General features: G+C 44.1%; 10 protein-coding genes. 3 read left to right on the forward strand and 7 right to left on the reverse strand.

The features are described from left to right. The first annotated feature begins 129 nt into the window (after positions 1–129). The gene (locus tag OKW21_RS01615; RefSeq protein WP_277476631.1) at positions 130–1,602 is read left to right on the forward strand and encodes a sulfatase family protein; all 1,473 of its coding nucleotides are present in this window, start codon (positions 130–132) and stop codon (positions 1,600–1,602) included. A 100-nt stretch (positions 1,603–1,702) separates the two neighbouring features. Then, positions 1,703–4,324: an alkaline phosphatase D family protein gene (locus tag OKW21_RS01620; protein ID WP_277476632.1), complete on the forward strand. Its 2,622-nt coding sequence runs from the start codon at positions 1,703–1,705 to the stop codon at positions 4,322–4,324. A gap of 56 nt (positions 4,325–4,380) precedes the next feature. Here OKW21_RS01620 and OKW21_RS01625 read toward each other — a convergent pair whose 3' ends face one another. Beyond that, positions 4,381–7,125, reverse strand: a complete 2,745-nt coding sequence (locus tag OKW21_RS01625) for a PAS domain S-box protein (RefSeq protein ID WP_277476633.1) — start codon at positions 7,123–7,125, stop codon at positions 4,381–4,383. A 415-nt stretch (positions 7,126–7,540) separates the two neighbouring features. On the opposite strand from OKW21_RS01625, the gene OKW21_RS01630 reads away from it, so the two are divergent. Beyond that, positions 7,541–7,681 carry a hypothetical protein gene (locus tag OKW21_RS01630; RefSeq protein ID WP_277476634.1) on the forward strand — a complete coding sequence of 47 codons (141 nt, stop codon included), beginning with the start codon at positions 7,541–7,543 and terminating at the stop codon, positions 7,679–7,681. 30 nt (positions 7,682–7,711) lie between these two features. Here OKW21_RS01630 and OKW21_RS01635 read toward each other — a convergent pair whose 3' ends face one another. The 6 genes from OKW21_RS01635 to OKW21_RS01660 form a co-directional block, all read right to left on the reverse strand. After that, entirely contained in the window at positions 7,712–9,181 is a 1,470-nt protein-coding gene (locus OKW21_RS01635; protein ID WP_277476635.1) for an efflux transporter outer membrane subunit, read from the reverse strand. After that, positions 9,156–12,275, reverse strand: coding sequence for an efflux RND transporter permease subunit (locus OKW21_RS01640; RefSeq protein ID WP_277476637.1), 3,120 nt, complete (start codon positions 12,273–12,275; stop codon positions 9,156–9,158). The genes OKW21_RS01635 and OKW21_RS01640 overlap by 26 nt, the downstream gene beginning before the upstream one ends. A 12-nt stretch (positions 12,276–12,287) precedes the next feature. Further along, entirely contained in the window at positions 12,288–13,322 is a 1,035-nt protein-coding gene (locus OKW21_RS01645; protein WP_277476638.1) for an efflux RND transporter periplasmic adaptor subunit, read from the reverse strand. A gap of 854 nt (positions 13,323–14,176) precedes the next feature. Next, positions 14,177–14,596 (reverse strand): OsmC family protein, encoded by a 420-nt coding sequence (locus OKW21_RS01650; protein WP_277476639.1) that lies wholly within the window; start codon positions 14,594–14,596, stop codon positions 14,177–14,179. Between the two features lie 45 nt (positions 14,597–14,641). Beyond that, positions 14,642–15,190, reverse strand: a complete 549-nt coding sequence (locus tag OKW21_RS01655) for a carboxymuconolactone decarboxylase family protein (protein WP_277476640.1) — start codon at positions 15,188–15,190, stop codon at positions 14,642–14,644. 81 nt (positions 15,191–15,271) lie between these two features. Beyond that, positions 15,272–16,123, reverse strand: a complete 852-nt coding sequence (locus OKW21_RS01660) for an AraC family transcriptional regulator (protein ID WP_277476641.1) — start codon at positions 16,121–16,123, stop codon at positions 15,272–15,274. Positions 16,124–16,225: the final 102 nt, after the last annotated feature.

The raw sequence follows: 16,225 nt of genomic DNA on the forward strand, positions 1-16,225 counted from the left end.
TAGAAAAAGTAAATAATTTATGTCAGCTTAGAAAAGAGAAGAATGCTTTTACCAAAACCTGAAAATTTCCTTAGAAGATAGTTGTGGATTTCCTGTTATCCTTAGCTTCAATGCTTCAAGCCTATGACTATGCAGCTACCTGAATACTTTTCTAACCAAGTCACATTCTTTATTTGTCTTCTGGGACTGGCTTTGATAATCCTTGGATGCGAGCTTCAACAGCAGCAGCAAGCAGCAGAAACTCCACCCAATATTGTCTGGATCATGCTGGAAGACTGGGGCTATCAGCTTTCCGCTTATGGGGAGCCAGGCGTCAGCACTCCTAACATTGATAAGTTTGCCTCTGAAGGTATGCGATATACCAATTCATTCTGTACCGCTCCGGTCTGTTCGCCCTCCCGTTCCGCTATGATGACGGGCTTTCATCAGAATTACATAGGGGCGAGTCAGCACCGTACCAATGGCTCAGGCTTCGAAAGAAAACCTTTACCCCACGGCATTAAGCCGATCACCCATCTTTTGAAAGAAGCCGGCTACTTTACCTGCTTTATGCAGGCCAGAAAGGCCGATCTCAATTTTACCTTTGCGGGTGATCTGTATGAGGGAGAAGACTGGAGTGAAAGGGCTGAAGGGCAACCCTTTTTTGCGCAGCTCACTTTTCCCGGTACCCATAGGCGCTGGGAACGCGATTCTCTGAATCCTATTGACATTAGCGAAGTGCAGCTTCCTCCTTATTATCCACAGGTAGATTTAGCCAAAAGAGACTGGGCCAACGGCCTGGAAGCCATGCAGGTGGTAGATCGTAGGGTAGGAGAGGTCTTAAGCCGTCTGGAAGAAGAAGGTCTGGCCGAAAATACGCTGGTTTTTCTAATTGGAGATAATGGACGCTGTATGCCCCGAGGAAAACAGTTTTTATACGATGGAGGCATACAGGTGCCTATTATTGCCCGCTGGCCGGGGCATATAGAGGCTGGTAAAGTCTCAGATGATATGGTAATGACGATAGATATTTCTAAAACCATACTGGATGTAGCCGGAGCTGAATCCTCTCATCCTTTGCACGGTAGGAACCTTTTCAGTCCGGAGATCAGTGAACGTAAATACATATTTGCTGCCCGCGACAAGATGGACAGCACCCATGATGCCATGCGGGCGATCCGTTCTGACAAATTTAAGCTAATCCACAACCTGATGCCTGAGCGGGCTTACTGTCAGTATAATCGCTACAAAGAAAATAGCTATCCGGTTCTGGCCTTGCTCAATGTATTGCATCTAAAAGGTGAACTATCAGCTGAGCAGGCCCGCTTTATGGCTGCCACTAAGCCTGAATTTGAGCTCTATGATCTGGAAAATGATCCCTACGAACTCAATAATCTGGCAGATGATCCTGCCCATCAGGAGACCAGGGCAGAGCTGCTGGAAGCCTTGAATCAGTGGAGAATATCTATCAATGATGAGGGAGTTAGTGAAAGTTTTAGGGAAGGAGGCTGGGAAGCTACATATCCTGGCCGAACATTGGAAGAATGGGAAGAAAGGCTGGAGCAATTCAGGCCCTGGGTATTTCGTGAGCCTACTGAGGAGGTAGATCATCCCTTTTATTAAAAAGCGTATGCGCTTAAGGGGCTTGGATTTGTAAACTTCAACCAAGACTTCTTAAATTATTGATTCGGAAAAAAATAAACACTAATTAACAATCTAAAATATGCGAAGAAGAGATGCTGTTAAGGCGCTAGCCATCACTACTGTTACCCCCAAAGTATTTTTTAATGGAACTGCCTCAGCTAAAGATTCAGCAGCAAAAGCTGTATTGAGAGGAGTCAAAGCCTCATTTGAAAGTAAGTGGCAAAACTGGCCGGATATGCTGTGGGTAGGCCCTGATTACTGGGGAAACCGCCTGCAGGACTGGGAAATCCAATCGGGAAGGGTAGTATGTAACGTAAGTGGAAAGAACCGAGCCTTACATAATTTGTGCTGCCAGCTGAATGGGCAGAAAGGAGCTTTTAACAGCAGTGTGATCCTGGAGATACAAAATGTCCCTGAGCAGGCAAAAGGATATGCGGGCTTGAGATTAGGAGCTAAGGGACCTTTTGAAGATTACCGTTCAGCCGCCGTATTTGGTAAAGGTTTAGATGTCGGGATTAATCGTGAAGGACAGTTGTTTATCGGTGAAACTACGGGAGAAGGAGTTCCTGCCGTCAACCGGCCCATCCTCTTGAATCTGAAAGCTACACCACAAGGCAAAACCTATAGCCTTACACTTTCGGCTACTGCGCAGGAGCAGGGCGAGGCCGCTGAGCTAACAGTCAGTGATATTTCCGCAGAGATACTGCAGGGCAATATCGCCCTGGTATCACACTTTGAAGCAGAAGGAGAGGCGGCAAGTCAACCCTCAGCAATTTTTGATCAGTGGAATATAGAAGGAGAAAAAATAGATCATCAGCCGGAACAAAGCTTTGGGCCGGTATGCTTTGCTCAGTATACTTTGCAAAATAAAACCTTAAAACTAACCGCCCAGCTTACGCCCATAGAGTCAATTGAAGATTATAAAGTTTCACTTCAGGTGCAGGAAAAAGGGCAGTGGAAAACGATACAACAGAGAAGCATTGATCCTATGGGGCGCACTGCTCAGTTCAGGATAGAAAGCTGGCCTTATGAAGAAGGAATGCCTTATCGGGTGAAGCTGGATTTGCCCTTAGTAAATGAGACAGCTACTTACTTTTATGAAGGTACTATTGCCAAAGAACCTACTGCCGATGATCAGGTAAAAATGGCGGTCTTTAGCTGTAATGCCGACCACGGTTTCCCTGATCAGGAAGTGGCAGTGAATGTAGAAAAGCATCAGCCTCATCTGGCAGTATTTCTGGGAGATCAATACTACGAAGGTTCTGGGGGCTTTGGTATACAGAAAGACCCGGTAGAAAAGGCTGCGCTGGACTTTCTACACAAATGGTATATGTTCGGCTGGTCGTATCGCGATATTTTCAAAGATATTCCATCTGCCTGTATTCCTGACGATCATGATGTATACCATGGTAATGTGTGGGGAGAAGGGGGTAAACATGCTCCTTCTGATGAAGGATGGGGCTATGTGGCCCAGGACCAGGGAGGATATAAAATGCCGGTTACCTGGGTGAATATGGTGCAGCGTACGCAAACAGGACACTTACCCGATCCTTATGACCCCACGCCAGTCAAACGAGGTATTGGTGTCTATTATACCGGATGGAATTACGGAGGTGTCAGTATGGCTATTCTGGAAGACCGAAAGTTTAAGTCTGCACCCAAGAACGTATTGCCGGAGGAGGCCAGGGTGACCAACGGCTTTATACAAAACCGGGAATTTGATATCAAGAAGCATCGGGATATAGATGCGGAGCTTTTGGGAGAACGCCAACTGAGGTTTTTAGAAGATTGGGGGAATGACTGGAGCCATGGTGCGCAGATGAAAGCGGTGCTTTCACAGACCAATTTCTGTACAGTAGCTACTTTGCCTGAAGGCAGTATTATTGACAGCATTGTGCCTAGCCTCCCCACACCTGAAAAAGGTGAATATGTAAAAGGTGATGCCCCTACTACGGATATGGACTCCAATGGCTGGCCGCAGGAAGGCCGTGACAAAGCCGTGAGGGCATTACGCAAATGTTTTGCGCTCCACATTGCCGGTGATCAGCATTTGGCCAGTACGGTACGCTATGGCGTAGACGAGTTTGGCGATGCGGGTTTTGCCTTTGCCGGTCCGGCACTTAACAACCTCTGGCCTCGTCGCTGGTGGCCTACTATCGGAGAAGGTCATCAGCCACTTGAAGGGCAGCCCCCCTATACCGGCAACTTCCTGGATGGCTTTGGTAACCGGATGACCGTACATGCTGTCGCCAATCCATATCAGAGCGGTAGGGAGCCTGCCCGTATCTATGATCGTGGTACCGGTTACGGCATGATCACTTTTGATAAGCAGGCACGGGAAATGAAGATAGAATGCTGGCCTCGTTACGTAGACCCGATTGCCAATCCCGAAGGGCAGTATGATGGCTGGCCCATTACTGTCAGCCAGAAGGAAAATTACGGGCGCAAAGCAGTAGCCTATCTGGATGAGATTGAAATACAAGGCACTGCTGACCCGGTAGTAGAAGTGATCAATGAGGCTAGTCAGGAAACGGAATATGTATTACGGATTAAGGGTAACCGTATTCAGCCTTACGTCTTTGCTGAAGGCAGCTATACACTTAAGGTGAGCGCTCCTGAAGAAGGCAAAATGAAAAGCCTGAAGGGGCTTAAGACTCATGCTAAACAGTCAGATGGAGGGACAAAACAGATACAACTTTAAGCATATGAGTAAGAAGAGATAAAGCACAAATACTTTCTTATTTCTCATTTGTGACTTTATCCTTCTTTATCTTCAGAAATTGGTAAGGTGAGCGTAAATGTTGTGCCTTTTCCGAGTTGGCTACCTACTTTCACTTTGCCATTGAGGGCTTCAGTCTGGGTTTTTACCAAATGGAGTCCTAAGCCTTTACCTTGTACATGATGATGAAAGCGCTTATACAAGCCAAATACTTTTCCTTTATTTTTTAACAGGTCTATACCCAGGCCATTATCACTGACTTCAATGATGATATGACTGTTTGTTCTTTTTGTATGAATTTTGATCTCAGGAACACGGTCAGAGGCTTTATATTTTATGGCATTGGAGAGTAGGTTATGAAAAATACTTTGCAGATAGCTTTTGACAGTATAAATCCTGCTGACTTCAAACGAAGCTGATATTTGTGCGTCCGTAGCTTTTATGGATGATGCGATTAATACTTTTACATTGTCCAGCACATCTTCAAAATTGACCCATTCACGCTGAGCACTTAGCGATTTCTGATACTCTAAAATTTGATTGAGGTCCTGGATGATTTCATCCATTTTCTCAGCCGTCATACGTATGCGATGTATTGCCTGCACACATATTGGATTATTTATTTCATTTTCATCAACAACCTCTAAGAGGCCGAGTAAAGTAGCCACCGGGCTTCTGAGGTTATGAGAAGTAATATAACCAAACTGTTGTAACTGCTCATTCTGTTGTATCAGCTCTTTGTTCAGAGCCTTTTCCTGTTGCTCCCGCTGCAAACGAAGCGTGATATCTCTCATGATTATGGTAAGATATTTTTGAGTTCCTACTTCTACCTGTGATACAGAAGCTTCAATAGGAAACTCTTTACCCATATTGTTCATCCCGAAAACCGCCTGGTCATCCTCCATTATCCGGTTTGAGTTCTCGGAGTTCATTGTATAGGAGTGGTAAAAATTTTGGAAGCGAGCAGGAATAAGTACCGAGAGTGGTTTGCCAATAACCTGCTGAGCTGTATAACCAAACATCTTTTCGGCTGACTTATTGAATATCAAAATTTGCTGCTCCTCATTGGTAGTGATGATAGCGTCCATTGCTGAGTCAATAATTCCCTCCAGGCGTTGCTGCAGTTCCAGGATTTTGTTCTCATGAGCTTTTCTCTCACTGATGTTTCTGAAGTGTCCACCAAAGAACTCCCGGTCACCATATTTAAGGTAATTAGTGCTAATCTCTACCGGTATTTCCTCCCCTTCTCCGTTACGATGGATAGACTCAAAATTTAAGGATTTTTCTCTCTTGATGTTTTCCCAGTGTAAATGGCATCTTTCTGTAGTGAAAGTAGGATCCCATTCCGGTAGGCTCATGCCGAGTAGTTTTTCTTCTGGTAGGCCATAATGCCTGCAGGCGGCCTCGTTGACATATACAAAGCGGAAGTTGTTATGGGGGTCAATCCAATAGATAGGATCGTCAGTGTGGTCTATCAGATACTTAAAAAAGCGGTTACTTTCTTCTGCCTTTTTCATCTCAGTGATATCCTGCAAAACCCCGACAATTCGCAATGCTTTTCCTTCCGCATTACGTTTTATTATTTTGGCACTGCTCATCACCCATTTGTACTGACCGGAAGCTTCTGTTATACGGTACTGCTCCTGGTAGGAAGATGTGTTTCCTTCTTCATGCAGTCTTAGCTTTTCTAAAACTGAAGGTAAGTCGTCGGGATGAATCCGTTTGGTAAAATCACGAAGTCTGGTTTCATGGTTTTCACGATTCAGGCCCGTAATACTGAGGTACCGGTCATCGCAAAGTAAGGTGTCGTTTACCAGATCACGCTCCCATGTTCCCAGGTCGGCAGCCCAGAGCGCAAGTTCAAGTTGCTTTTTTTGTTCTTCTAATTGCTTTTGCGCCTGTTGCAAAGGTGTAATATCCACCGTGATGACCGATATGCCATCGGTAGTTGGGTAAGCGTTGACCTCATAGGTACGGTTTTCATATTCGGTACCGAACTGCTGAATGTATTTATCAGATTGGCCGGTTTGCATTACTTTTTTGTAAAACTGGTCAATCGGGGAGCCTTGCAGGTGGGGATACAACTCATACATACTTTTTCCTACTGCTTCTTCCGCTGGAATATTACTAAATGCTTCACTGGCTTTGTTCCAGTGTGTAAAGCAAAACGAAGTATCCAGGGCAAAGAAGATATCTGAAATACTCTCGGCAAGGTCTTTATATTTTTGCTGATTGTACTGAATCCTTTCGTACGAGAGCCTTTGTATTTCATCTTTGGCAGCTGACAACTGTTCATTGAGAAGTGTCAGTTCCTCATTGGCAGCTTGTAATTCTTCGTTTGCGGCATGCAGTTCCTCATTGGAAGCACTAAGCTCCTCATTTGTTGCAGAGAGCTCTTCGTTTACTTCAGCCCATTGTCTTCCAGTGGGGAGCAATACTATTTTGGGGATGTATTTAATCAATACATAGGCGGTCCCGATAGATGCAAGGGCTGTAACTATGCGTACAACTGAATCAATATGGTAAATGGGGTACCAGATATTTACAACATCAAACACATGTGTAAGCCCACAACCGAATATAAATATGGCGAAAAGGATCCCCATCCAACTGTAAACAAAGTCTTTTCGCCTGTAAAAAATGTAAAAAAGAGAGAAAGGAATGATCATATAGGCTAAGGCGATAATTCCGTCGGAAAGGGCATGGGACCAGAGGATATAAGGCTCCCAGAAGTAACAATGCCCATGAGGCATAAAATCAGCCACCGTTGATTGATCTTGCATACTGGAATGATGTTATTAGAGAATATACCTTGTTGATATTAAGTCGGATACTCTCTGATATTATAGGTGTTGACACTTATTGAATCTTTAAGCAATTATTGTTCTTTGTACGTATTATTTCATATTCTGTTTTACATAGCCTTACGAATCAGAAGCTTTACAAGGATTCCATTTTTGTAAAGCAAATTTTTTTAAAAAGGTTAAACTTACTACAAGATAAAGTTATTTCAATCCCATTTATTTGCCCGGGAAAACTAAGTACTCACTTTGTCCACCCACGGGTACGCATTGACCATTAACGGACAAAATTATTTTACAGTATGGGGCAAAACAACATTTTGAGGGTATGGTGCTGTAGTTGTTTTTTTAAGACATATACAATACACACACGAAAAGAACTCATCTGGAAAAATGCGTGGAAGGGGAACGGCCTGCTGCCAGCTTACAGGCTACCAAAGCTGATCAGGCCAATCCGGCAGACTGCCTGCACAATAAGCAAAAAAGGGTAGATATATTGTTTCTTAGCCGGTGGTCAACAGCTTTTTTAGCAAAATAGTCGGCTGAAAGCTCTGAACACTTTCAGGGACTATTCCATAAATTCCTCAGCCTCATAAAGTTGAGGGGCACTTTCCCAGTTGCCACCAGATGCCAGGCTAAGGTTAATCATGCTTTGGTAGAGTTGTCCTACAATGACTACAGCATCTACCTGATTGAGGAGTGCAGTACGCTCAGCATCTACTACTTCCAGGTAAGAGACCAGGCCAGCTTCATAACGTTGGCGCGCAAGGTCCAAAGTCCTGGTGGCTGCTGCCACTGTTTGTTGCTGTCTCCGGTACTGGTTATTGAGGTAATAGATGTTGGCTAACTCATTTTCAACTTCTTCAAAAGCTGATAATACCGACTGCTGATACAGCTCGGCTACCTCCTGATAGCGGGCATATGCTGCTTCAACCAACGCTTTATTTCTACCATAATTGAACACAGGCTGAAGCAAACCTCCGCCGATCGTCCAGGCAAAACTCTGTGGCGTAAGAATGTTTTCAAAAGACCTGCCCTGAAACCCAGCTTGAGCAGACAAAGTAATATTAGGGTAGAGGTTTGCTTTCGCAATTCCGATACGGGCGTTTTCTGCCTCCATACTCTTAAGCGCAATCCACACATCAGGCCTTCTGGTCAGTACTTCAGAGGGTATTTGTGAAGGAATAATAGGAGGCAATGAATCTAGCGGAGTGTCAGGCAAAGAGAAGTTTGAAGGTTCTCTGCCGGTCAGTACCGCCAGTGAATTTTCCAGTCGTGCCCGCTGGTTGATCAACGTCCACCGCTGGGCCTGGGCAGTGCGGAGCTGTGTTTCAGCTCTTGCAGGGTCCAGCGCATCGGAGGCTCCCGCTTCATAATTTAAGTTGGCGATTTGTAAAGAGCGCTCCCTTAGGCGAATTGTGGAATCATAGAGGGCGATTTGTGTATCCAGCTGACGAATACTGATATACTGAGAAGCAGCCTGGGCTCTTAGTATAGAAAGCAGGTTGTAATATTCCAACAAAGCTATTTCTGACTCAACAATTGAAGCTTCGTAATTATTTCTCAAGGCCCCCCACAGGTCAAGCTGGTAGCTGGCCAATCCTAAAAATGAATAATTGGTGAATTTGTTGGACTGGAAGCTTTGTACCGCATTTTCTGAAACTACCGTACGGGAGGTATTGATTTCTGTCCGCACTTCCGGCAGAAGGGGGGAGCGCTCAACTCTGGTCAATATATCAGCCTGCTCAAAACTTTGCAGCGCAGCCTGCAGGTTATTATTGTTCAGCGAGACCTGCCTGATGATGTTGTCCAAAGTACTATCCTCAAAATACTTCCACCAGATAGTATCTATAGTGATGGAAGAGAGGGAGTCAGCAAATGCTTTATATTTAAAGTCATCATAAATTTGCTGATCGGGCTTTTGAAAAACCGGAGCCAGATTGCAGGAGCCAATGCCGGCAATCAGTAAGATCAATAATACGTCTAGAAGCTTTTTTTTTACGCTGCTCAAATCAGGCAAGGTTAAGTTTTTCTTCATTCAAAGATTTTTCCAGTTCGTTGGCTACTGCATTGGGACTGGATGTGCCTCGGGCAATTAGCTTGTACATGGCAGGCACAGTATAGATGGTAAAAACAGAAGATACCAGTACGCCGAATAATATGGCTATTCCGATCACCAATCTTGTTTCACTACCTGCGCCGAAAGATATGATTAACGGAAGAGACCCCATAATCGTAGTGAGACCGGTCATCACAATAGGGCGTAGGCGCATCACTGATGCATCAATAATGGCGCTATCAAAGCTTTGGCCGCGATCCCGTAGCTGGTTGATGAATTCTACGATCAATATACCGTTTTTGGTGGCAAGGCCTACCAGCATAATCATCCCGATCTGGCTGTAAATATTAATGGATTGACTGAATATCCAAAGGCCCAGCAAGGCACCCAGCAGAGCAAAAGGAACAGTCAGAATCAGTACAAAAGGGTGTACAAAGCTTTCAAACTGAGCTGCCAGCACCAGGTATACTACTATCAGTGCCAGTATAAAAATAAAGATGACAGACTCACTGGAATCTTTATAATCAAGCGATTCGCCCTTGTAGCCGATGGAAACTTCTTCGGGTAGTTGTTCTACAGCTACTGCATCCAGATAGTCCAGTGCCTGTCCCAGCGTATAGCCATTGGCCAGGTTAGCCTCAATGGTGATGGCACGCATGCGGTTGTAACGGTTCAGGCTACCAGAGTCAGCAAACTCATCCAGACTTACCAGGTTAGACAATGGAATCAGATTGCCGGTACGTTCGGAGCGCACGAAGATATTCTTCAGGTCATACAACATCCTTTTCTGCTCAAAGTCAGATTCAACGATCACATCATATTCTTCCCCCCCTTTGATAAAGGTAGTCACCAGGCGAGAGCCTAATAGCGTCTCCAGCGTCCGCCCTATGTTGATGATAGAAACCCCCAGTTCAGCGGCTCTGGTTTTATCAATGTTGACCTTCAGTTGAGGTTTGGTTTCTTTGTAGTCATAGTCAATATCTGCCAGCCCGGGGTAGTCTTCTATTTCGTTAAGTAGCATGTCTCGCCATTCGGCAATCTCCTGATAGGTATCACCGCTCAGCACATACTGCACCGGTTTTCCGGAGCCGGAGCTCAGTCCCTGGCGCATGATGACTGAGATTTGTAGTCCGGTGAGATCAGAGAGTCTTTCCCTTACCTCATCCATTATCTCCCAGGCAGACCGTCTTTGGGAAAAGTCTGACAGCACGATGATTACCCTGCCATCATTGAAAGACTGTACAGTTGACCCAAAGCTTCCGGGCGTTCTTACCAGTATGGTCCCTGCTTCGCCAGTCTCTTCGTTCAGGTACATCAGCCTCTCCTCAATTTCATCCATATAGGATTTGGTGTAGGAATAGGTAGAACCTTCGGGGGCCAATGCGCTCAGGAAGAAAACCCCACGATCTTCTTTGGGAATGAATTCTTTAGGCACGATCATGAATAATCCTACTGAGCCAGCCAGGAAGAGCAGAATGATGATCACACTTATGTAAGGCTTAATGATAAAACGCTCCAGGCTGGAACGATAACCTTTTTGCAGATACCTGACGGCTCTGTCTACCGCATGAGTAAGCATATTGCCCCTTTTTGTTTTGTGCTTCAGCATCTTGGAACACAGCATGGGTGATAATGAAAGTGCTACCAGGGTAGAGAAAAATACGGCAGCAGCCATGGCAATGGCGAATTCAGTAAATAGCTTGCCAATATCGCCTGCCAGAAAGGTGATAGGAATAAAAACTGCAAGAAGCACCAATGAGGTAGCGATTACTGCAAACCCAACCTCTCTTGCTCCCTGATAGGCAGCGAGTAGAGGTTTCCCTCCCTTTTCTAATCGTGTGTAAATGTTCTCCAGTACTACGATGGCATCATCTACCACCAGGCCGATAGCCAGTACCAAAGCCAGGAGGGTAAGTAAGTTTAAGGAATAGCCGAAAATCAATAGCACAATGCAGGTGCCTACCAGGGAAACCGGTACGGTTACAGCAGGAATAATGGTAGCTCTTATATCTCCTAAAAAGATATATATGACAAATATTACCAGGATGATGGCAATGCCCAGCGTTTTATACACTTCTGAAATAGCCTCTGAAATAAATACTGAGCGGTCATAGCTATTGCTGATAGACATATGCTCAGGTAAAGTAGGCTTGATTTTTTCTACCTCCTTCTGTACGGCATTGGCGATATCCAATGTATTGGACTTAGACTGCTTGATGATTCCCAGCCCAACCCTCATTACGCCATTACCGGTATAACTCATTCTATGTTCCTCTGGCCCCAGCTGTACACGCGCTACTTCTTCCAGTTGAATATGGTGGCCATTTGCGTCTCTTTTGATTATGAGCTTATTAAAATCTTCTACCTCCTCAAATTCACGGTTCAGGCGCACAGTAAACTGGCGGTCCAATGACTCCAGAGAACCGGCTGGTAGTTCTACATTCTCGCTGCGTAGTGCATCTTCCACATCGGTTACTGTAAGCTGACGGGCTGCCAGCGCCTCCCTGTCAAGCCATATCCTCATGGCATAGCGCGATCCGCCTGAGATTCTGATTCTGGCTACACCGGGCAGGACGGAAAAGCGGTCTACCAGGTAGCGGTCGGCATAATCGGTAAGTTCCAGCATGCCCATTTCGGTGCTGGTAAGGTTCAGATACAATACGGCATCTGAGCCGGCGTCTACCTTATTGATTTCTGGTGGGTCAGCTTCTTCCGGCAGGTTGTCCAGCAGGTTGGAGACGGCTTCCCTTACATCATTTGCCGCTGCGTCAATATCCCGGTTCAGGTCAAATTCTATGGTAACCTCAGAGCGACCGTCTACACTACTGGAATTAATCAGCTTGATTGCCTCCACCTCGCTTACGCGTTGCTCCACCAACTGGGTAATGCGGGTTTCAACCACAGCAGCGGAAGCGCCCAGATAATTAGTCTCAACTGATACGATGGGTGGTTCAATGTCGGGATACTCCCGAACTACCAGCCGGGTGTAGCAAACCAGACCAAAAGCCAATATCAATAAACTTAAGACCGCAGCAAATACAGGTCTTTTGACAGAAATATCAGATAGTTTCATAGGAATATGGGCTTATTGAGACAACTGGCTTTCTAGGTCAATAATTTCTGTAGGTTCAGTAGGCTGTTCAAATACTCCATCTATTTGTACGCTTACCCCATCATCTAGATCCTGCAGGCCGGAGGTAGCTACCGAATCACCGAGGGTAAGCCCTGAGACCACTTCCACATAGCCGGGCTTTCTTCTTCCCAGCCTGATTTCGGTTCTTTGTACAAAGTCTTTGCTTACCTTATAGACGAATTGCCTTTCTCCGGTTTGTAATACTGATCTCTCCGGAATAGAAGGAGAAGTCCCTCTTTCCAGTGCCATTTCTACATATAGCAGCATGCCTGGCTTAAGCAATTGTCTTTCATTCGGAATCTCGGCTCTCACACGGATTGCTCTTGAGCTGGGATCTACCCGGGTATCTATTTCGGTCACCTTACCTTTAAACACTTGCTCCGGATAGGCCTGTGAAATGGCACTTATTTCCATGCCCGAGCTGATCTGCCCCAGGTAAATTTCCGGTACTGTAAAGTCTACACGCATGGTGCTCAGGTCGTCAATGGTGGTGATGACGTTTTGGGGAGATACCAGTGAACCCGCGCTGATATTGCGCAAACCCAGCACCCCGTCAAAGGGTGCTCTGATAATTCTGTCTGATATTTGAGCTTGAAACTGAAGGATTTGTTGTTCAGCTACCTGCTTTTGCGTGTTTCTGGCATCCAGGGCAGACACAGCCGCTGCTCCGCTTTTAACCAGTCCGGTAAGGCGTTCAATCTCTCTTTCCTGTTCTTTAAGATTGGCTTTGGCGGCACTGAGCTGCGCGCTTTCTTCAGCATAACGGAGCACCACGATGACGTCTCCTTTCTTGACCAGCTGCCCGTCCCTGAAATTAATTTTTTCAACTACTTCAGTAACATTAGGCGTAATTTCGGCAGACTCATAAGCGAAAGTAGAACCTACAGCCTCTACAAAGTCTGCAAACTCAGTGGCTGTAACTTCGGCTATTTTTATGGGAAGAATATTTTCCTTGCTAAGTGAATCTGCTTTTTTCTCCTTATGCATAAGAGAGGGGAAAATCAGAAGTGATAACAGTCCTAAAACTATAACACTTATCCCAATAAAAAGCCATTTTTTCATGATATATAATTAATTCCGGATTCGTAAAATTGTTTATGGTAAAGAAAAATAAGTTAAACTTTTCTTTTGCAATGCCAGTGCAAAATATGGTATTAAAATAAAACCAATCTCTGTGCTTACATAAACTGATAGTTTTTTTGTCTGTCCTGACAGATTTTTGGCATTAAATCACCTGTTTTATGAATTTTAAACTTATAAGTAATATTACTAAAATATACCCTTATTGGTCTAAAATTCGCAAAGGTTAGTCTAAAACTTAAACAATGCTGTAATAAAGTACAGGTTTCGCGCCCAATCTCTTATGCAAAGTGGAGAAACCAGGCTTCGTATTTCCAACTGTCTGTATGTATTAAGTAGAGATCTTTCTTTTCTCAAATTTTATACTCAGACTTTGTTTTAGTCTTATAAGCAATGGAGATGTGGTAAAGGAGCCTACCGGTCCGGGACCTGACCTAAGTATTATTACGACGTATTTATAAGAAGCGCATAAAAACCTGATAAAGAATATTATCGATACTTTATGATTTACAGAATAAGCTGTCAAATGACTTGCTACTTTCGCAGATCTTTGATAATCTGGATTTTACTGGCGACCAACAGCAGTGCTGGCATGAGGTTGATTTATCATTGGTCGGAAAACTGACTAGTCAGTAAAGGATTCAATTTCTCTGACAATCATACTCCCAAAACTAAAGAAGATAAAAAGTACAATTAGCTTTTTTTGATAGCCATTAAAAAGCCCCTGAATGTCATAAGTCATTCAGGGGCTCACACTGATATCAGCTTACCATTTGCAGTTTTGAGGCAGTCTCTTCTATCTCCCAATCCCCTTCTATCAGCCGATGGATGTAACAGCGATCTGCTTCTCCCAGCAACTCTTGCTTCTGCTCTTCAGTTAAATCACCTTCAATGGTGATCTCAACCTTTATACGAGGGAATAATTGCTTGCCATCTCTCTTAACTTCCATTGCTAATTCAGCATCTACCTCACCAATTTCCCATTGCTTCTTCCTCGCAATATATCTAACTGTGGCTACTTTGCAGAAAGCCAGACTGGATAGTAAAAGCTCTGTAGGACTGAAGCCAAGGTCAGTTCCCTTTGAAATGACTGGCTCATCACCGATAATAGCATGTCTTCCATTGGAAATTAAGGACTGAAATCCTTCCTCCATATTTGTTATTTTGATTTTCGTGGCCATGATTAACCTCTTTTTTGATGTTCAAAAATAGCAGAGATGATACTGTTACACATTTACTTCTTCCAGCACCGGAGCGGCAGGAAAATCAACAGCTACCTGTGTAGCCCCATGAATGAAGTTACTGATGATCTTGTCACCGATGACCATGATTACATCTACAAGATTGGCTTTTGTGTAACCAGCTTCAAAAAGCTTCTCCAGAGCATGAGGGGCAGGCTTACTTCGGTTGAGCGTAATGTTTTTTACAAACGCAGCCAATGCATCAAGTTTGTTGTCAAACGAAGCTTTTCCTGAACGGATTTCCAGTATTTGCTCGCTGGTAAAGCCATTCATTTTACCTATCGCTGTGTGCGCTGCTAAGCAGTACTCACATTCATTAACCTGACTTACTACCAAATTAATAACTTCCCTTTCTTTGGCTTTAAGGGTACTTTTCCTGTTTTGCAGGTTCAGGTAGTCACCTAGTGCAGTATCGTTATAAGCATAAGTGGCATACAAATTAGGAACAAAGCCTACTGTGTCTCTTAGCTTATCAAAAATCTGTTGGTTCGAAGGGTTTACTTCTTCTCTGGTTGGAACTTTGAAAGTTGTCATTTTTACATTTGTTTTTGTGTGCTGCTACTTTATACGACCATTTACTAGCTCCTGCAGAGTCTATTTTTCCCTTATGTATGTTCAAACTTCCTTTTCTTTCAATTTATTCCGGTATTGCTGAGGAGTTTGTTTAGTTATTCTCTTAAAAAGCTTATGAAAAGAGGCTACTTCTTTGTAGCCGAGTTCGTAAGCAATCTGTTTGAATGGCTTATCAGTATACAAAAGCAAGCGTTTGGCTTCGAGTATGATTCGGTGATGAATAATTTCCAAAGGTGTCTGTTGATGAAATTGGGCAAAAAGATTGGATAAGGTTTTGGGAGATTTGAACAATAAATCAGCATAGTCACTTACCTGATGCTTCTCCCGGAAATGCATGTCTACCAACACATTGAATTTACGAATGATATCTATCTGCTTATTGTCGGTTTTTTTATGTAGCAATTGAGCTTTGGCCAGGCGGGTAGTTTTGATGATAAGCCTCTTTAGCAGCATCCGCAACATCTCTCCCTGTATGTTATCCTTAGTCTGAAATTCTTCCAGAAATACCTGATACAACAGATTGAAAGAGTAATTCTGCTGCTCATCCAGACTGATCAGGGGAGTTTGCTGGGCGCCAAAAAAAAGTATGCCATTACAGGAAACTTCATGGTCATGATCCTGTATACAATAAAACTCGCGATTGAAGGCAAAAGCAGTAAGTGGACCGGTATTTTTGTCAAAAGAGATATGTTGCAGGTAAGTGCAACTGCTAAGCTGACCGGGCTGGAGTGAGTGGGGTACAGCATCCAGGTATAGATGTATGGGTTCTGACGTTCTGTTCCAGAAAATATAGATCAGGTTCCTGTAATACTGCATCTCTATTCTTTCTCTGGAAAAATCAGTGCTGATACAAAAAAAGGAGCCTAAGTCCTGCTTCTGATAAGTATATAGCATGTGTTTATAGGATTGAACTATTATAGGAAGTAAGTTAATATTTTAACCTTACCCAACAGCCTTGCAAAAGATACGCAAGAGCAATGATAAAGATTAAATGAA

This window comes from Catalinimonas alkaloidigena (assembly GCF_029504655.1).
Taxonomy (GTDB): domain Bacteria; phylum Bacteroidota; class Bacteroidia; order Cytophagales; family Cyclobacteriaceae; genus Catalinimonas; species Catalinimonas alkaloidigena.

Bases quoted from the DNA above. Each gene is read 5' to 3' on its own strand.
- OKW21_RS01640 (WP_277476637.1), bottom strand. From the start codon at position 12,275: ATGAAACTATCTGATATTTCTGTCAAAAGACCTGTATTTGCTGCGGTC.
- OKW21_RS01635 (WP_277476635.1), bottom strand. From the start codon at position 9,181: ATGAAGAAAAACTTAACCTTGCCTGATTTGAGCAGCGTAAAAAAAAAG.
- OKW21_RS01650 (WP_277476639.1), bottom strand. From the start codon at position 14,596: ATGGCCACGAAAATCAAAATAACAAATATGGAGGAAGGATTTCAGTCC.
- OKW21_RS01615 (WP_277476631.1), top strand. From the start codon at position 130: ATGCAGCTACCTGAATACTTTTCTAACCAAGTCACATTCTTTATTTGT.
- OKW21_RS01660 (WP_277476641.1), bottom strand. From the start codon at position 16,123: ATGCTATATACTTATCAGAAGCAGGACTTAGGCTCCTTTTTTTGTATC.
- OKW21_RS01655 (WP_277476640.1), bottom strand. From the start codon at position 15,190: ATGACAACTTTCAAAGTTCCAACCAGAGAAGAAGTAAACCCTTCGAAC.
- OKW21_RS01620 (WP_277476632.1), top strand. From the start codon at position 1,703: ATGCGAAGAAGAGATGCTGTTAAGGCGCTAGCCATCACTACTGTTACC.
- OKW21_RS01645 (WP_277476638.1), bottom strand. From the start codon at position 13,322: ATGCATAAGGAGAAAAAAGCAGATTCACTTAGCAAGGAAAATATTCTT.
- OKW21_RS01625 (WP_277476633.1), bottom strand. From the start codon at position 7,125: ATGCAAGATCAATCAACGGTGGCTGATTTTATGCCTCATGGGCATTGT.